Raw genomic sequence first — 2,651 nt, forward strand, 5'->3', positions numbered from 1 at the left:
ATGGCGGCTCGGCCGACCAGCCAACCCTCGACCAGCCGTCGGCCTCACACAGGGCAGGCGCAGTTTGGCCAGGTGCAGCAGCAAATCCAGCATCAGGAGCGCAGCCCCTTCACCCAGCACCAGAACGCGATGCCGCCGGAGATGGCGCTTCCCGAAGTGTCGATGCCGGAAATGGCCGGTGCCGAGCCACCGAGTTTTGGCACCGAGATGGCCCCCGAAGCGATGCCCGAGGCCCTGCCTGAAACCGCCGCACCGCCTACGTTGCCCACTCAGCCTTTCAGCGCCCACCCCCGCCTGGATGCCCCCGACGTCGTCCAGACCCGCCAGGCCTTCACGGTCACCGTGGGCTTGGCCGAGCAGGCGCAAGCCGGCGTCATCGGTGGCCCCGTGGTGCTCGACCTGCCCGCCAACGTGCAAACCTTCGAGCTGGTTGTGCAGCTCATCGTCGACGGCTTCGAGGCGCCGGCAGGCCAGGGCCTGCAAGCCACGCTGCAGGTCAACCGCGCTCGCCCGGGCGAGGCCACGGTGCAGTTCGAGCTGGTGGCGCCCGGCCTGGCCAGCGACGAACCCACTCGCCTGAGCAGCCTGCGCGTGCTCTACCTGTTCGAGGGCCAGGTGTGCGGCATGGCGCTGCGCCGCATCGCCGTGGTGAGCAGCCAGCCGCAGGCGGCCGAGCCCGAGCGCGTGCAAGGCCATGGCCAACGGTGGACCGACACCGCCCCGCAGGCCAGCGCCGTGAACGTGCAGTCCGGCTTGCCCCCGGTGGACCTCACCGTCGTCATCGACAAACCCGATGGCGACGCCAGCCAGGGCCGCTTCGTGTGGCGCTTCACCTCGCCGCACACCACCGACCTGCCGCATCAGGCGGTGCCTTCCGACCTGGGCACCGGTGGCGCAGAGTTCGGTGGCAAGGTGATCACCGAGGTGCAGAACGCCACCTTGCTCGACATGGCCGAGCTCATGGTCATGGGCTTGGGGCGCACCATCCGGGACGCCGCGCCGCCGGAGCTCTGGCGGGCCCTGCGCACGGTGCACAGCGCCTTGCAGGCGACGGGCGAGCAACGTGCACTCAACGTGCTGCTGCTCACCGCCGAGTCCCATGTGCCCTGGGAGCTGGCCTTGCTCGACGACGCCGACAAGCTCATCGCCGATGCACCACCGCTGCTGGGCTGCCAGGTGAGCCTGGGCCGCTGGCCGATCGATCACAGCGAGCTGCCACCGCGCGCCCACATCGAGGTGCAGCACATGGCCGCCGTGGTGGGCGACTACGCCGCGCGCTCGGGCTGGCGCAAGCTGCAGCAGGCCACGGAAGAAGGCGCCCAGCTGGTGCAGCGCTACCAGGCGGTGCAGCTGGCCGCCGACGCCCCGCAGATCAAGAAGTTGCTCACCGCGCAGCTGGGCGACCTTGACCCGGGCCATGGCGCCGAGGCCGTGCACTTCGCCTGCCATGGCGAGGCGCTGCAACAGCACGCGCTGGACGCGGCCATCATCCTGGCCGATGGCATGCGCCTGAGTCCGAGCTTTTTTGGCCAATCGCCATTGGGCAAGCGTTCGGCGCCCTTCCTGTTCATGAACGCCTGCCAGGTGGGCAAGGGCAGCGAGTTGCTGGGCTCGCCCGCGGGCTTCGCGTGCATGGCCATCAAGGGGGGCTTTCGGGCCTTCCTGGGGCCGCTGTGGTCGGTTGAAGACCAGCTGGCCCGCGACATCGCCCTGGGCTTTTACGAACAGGCCTTTGGAGACGAGGCCCGCGCACCACGCCCCGTGGCCGAGGTGCTGCGCGAAATGCGCGCCCGCTTTGCCGACACCGAGCCCAACAGCCTCACGCGCCTGGCGTACGTCTTTCATGGCCACCCTGGCCTGACCTTGCGCCGCGCCCCCTCATCCACCTCATCGACGTCACCCACCCTGGAGCCCCAACCATGACCACCCTGCACGGCGGCAGCCAAGCCATCTCCCTCGGCGGCAACCTCACGCTGCGCGCGCCCGGCCTGACGGGCCAGGCCCGCGTGCTGCCCCCGCGCCAGCCCGGCACGCGTGGCGAAGAGCTCGTCACGCCCGCGCTCGATGCGGCCCTGGCCCAGGCCGGCCTGGAAGAGGTCGCCACGGTAGAGCTGCAGGTCAACGTCGTGCCGCAGCCGCTGGCGGCCACGTCGATGCGCGGCCCCGATGGCGCCGATGCCTTCGAGCTCGAAGCCGCCGACCCGGGCCCCGATCATGCTCAGGTGGTGCTGTCCATCGACGAGGCGGGCGCCATGCACTGGCACTTCCCGCTCGATGACGACCTGAACGTGCAGCCCGCGGCCACGCGCGGTGGCGGGCCCTCGCTGCGCTATCGCATCCCCAAGGAAGTGGCCGTGGCGCCACCTGCGCTGGCCGAGCAGGCCACCACGCGCAGCCTCATCGGCCTGGTCGGGCGCAAGCTGCTCAAGGTGCTGATCTACCCCATCGGCGACGCCATCTTCGGCCCCGTCATCGACGCGGCCATGGGCTTTTGGGAAAACAAAAAGCGCCCGCACCACCTCAGCCGCTTCCCCTCTGCCGAGCGCCCCGCGCTCACCGCCACCGACTGGGCCGACCTCAGCCAGGGCCCGGCGCTGCTGTGGGTGCATGGCACCTTCAGCTCGGCGCGCGCGGCCTTCGGCGACGTGGAC

The 2,651-nt window shown here is 70.6% G+C and carries 2 protein-coding genes; both read left to right on the forward strand.

Going from position 1 to position 2,651, the window contains the following annotated elements:
* A partial coding sequence (locus tag B2W70_RS06855; protein ID WP_286744116.1) for a CHAT domain-containing protein occupies positions 1-1,923 on the forward strand: 1,923 nt, incomplete at its 5' end.
* On the forward strand, positions 1,920-2,651 hold a 732-nt coding region (locus B2W70_RS06860; RefSeq protein ID WP_286744118.1), incomplete at its 3' end, for a hypothetical protein. The genes B2W70_RS06855 and B2W70_RS06860, both read left to right, overlap by 4 nt.

It is taken from the genome of Aquabacterium sp. UBA2148 (assembly GCF_002328915.1).
GTDB lineage: Bacteria > Pseudomonadota > Gammaproteobacteria > Burkholderiales > Burkholderiaceae_C > Aquabacterium > Aquabacterium parvum.